This window comes from Lysinibacillus mangiferihumi (genome assembly GCF_003049665.1).
GTDB lineage: Bacteria > Bacillota > Bacilli > Bacillales_A > Planococcaceae > Lysinibacillus > Lysinibacillus mangiferihumi.
In genome coordinates this window covers 1-1,620 of the sequence record NZ_PYWM01000090.1, presented here as the reverse complement: position 1 = coordinate 1,620, position 1,620 = coordinate 1, and the positions used below count along the sequence as shown (strand labels likewise).

At 34.2% G+C, this 1,620-nt stretch carries 1 protein-coding gene; it reads right to left on the bottom strand.

Annotated elements, in window-relative coordinates:
- Positions 1–170 precede the first annotated feature (170 nt).
- Positions 171–1,529 carry an IS4 family transposase gene (locus C9J37_RS27600; RefSeq protein ID WP_107897932.1) on the bottom strand — a complete coding sequence of 453 codons (1,359 nt, stop codon included), beginning with the start codon at positions 1,527–1,529 and terminating at the stop codon, positions 171–173.
- Between the last annotated feature and the right edge of the window lie 91 nt (positions 1,530–1,620).

Genomic DNA, 1,620 nt, shown 5'->3' with positions numbered 1-1,620 from the left:
ACCATAGCCGTGTACTTTAGAAAAAATAATGAAGTTCTAATTGATAATTTTTCAATAGCTTAATGTTGTATAGGATTGTTTTTGGAAGTTATAATTATGGTGTTTAGATATGGGCATAACAAAATAAACCCAAAATAAAAATACCTTATTTTGGATTTATTTGTGTCCTATCAAACAAATAAAGTGTGCTGTTGTAGCTTTGTGCTTTTTAAGTTGTATTTTTCTGTGGTGGGAATAAGACGCTTAAGGAACAAACTCCAACTCCGCACACTTTTTTTAGCTTCGAAAATAAGGTGGTTTATCCTAGTCGAAAACATACGGATAGATAAATCTTCACTGATGAATCTATTGCATGTTTTCCAAACAATTTTTCGAAGATAACCTGTGGTCATCATACTTAGTAACATAACGATACATTGGCTATAGATATGGCATAACCAACGTTCCACTTTCATGTCTTTTATTTGATGAAGTTTTAAATGGGACTTCCATGTTTTGAAACGAAGTTCAATCTGCCAGCGAATACGGTATAACTGCGTTATTTTTTCGGCAGAAATTGTCCGCGGCAAATTCGTTATGTAAATCGTTAATCCCGAAAGTGAAGCAACATGTTCTTTGGGAATAGAGCGAGATTTTTTTTGATAACTTCTCAATCGCTTTTTAACATTTTTTTCTTCTTGTTTCTCATCATGACGATAAATAATACAGCGTGTGCACATTTTTTTATGTCTGCCTACATAAATCTTATCCCATTCTCGATACTGTCCCCTAGGTAATGTTTTCAATTCTTCTTCCATGTATAGACGCTGGTAGCGATGTTTTTCAATGAAAGAACCATCTGGATGACGAGGAGGATTATCGACTTCGAGAAAGAATTGCGAATCCATTCTAGCTCTTGATAGATAAAAGGCTTCTGATTGGTGAATTTGTTCAAAAACATCCAAATGATAATACCCTAAATCCTGCAAGAATAAATCTCCTTTTTCTAAAGAAGCTAGTCTTTCAAGTCCAGTAGTAGTATCTGCAGACCTCCCATCTTCTAAACGAAACCAAAGTAATTTCTCACTTACATAATCAAATTCAAACTGGATTTTAGCACCGGCATCTCTCGTTCCTTTAAAATGTTTTTCATATGCTTTCGGCAGTTTAAAGCTTGTACTATCCAAAATTCGGACACGTTTAAATGGAAATGTTTTTCTGATCTTCATTTCTGCCAATGGCGCCTGTAATTGATATTGAAATAGCCGCTCAAATAGTGATTTAAAAAAATCGACGGCTTCGGTCGTAAATCGTTTATTTAAACCTGATTTAGTAATGCGTATCTGATGGTTCTCTAAATCATGGCATAGACGATTTAGTGAAGGCTGTACAAGATTCGCGTTTTGTCGAAAGACAAGAGAGACAAAGTCAGATGCAGAAATTTGACGTTCTCGTTTAATAAATCCCGTCTCTCTGGCTAGCTCTTCAAGATGATGCGGTTGAAAAAGTCGAAAACATTCTTTCAAATACAAATTGTGTTGATTGTACATAAAAAAACCTCCTCTAAGTTTTCATTTTTATACTAACTTAGAAGAGGTATTTATTAAAAATAATTTAATTTAGCTTAAGTACACGGCTATG

Coding starts and splice junctions, on each gene's coding strand:
- C9J37_RS27600 (WP_107897932.1), bottom strand. CDS start 1,529: ATGTACAATCAACACAATTTGTATTTGAAAGAATGTTTTCGACTTTTT.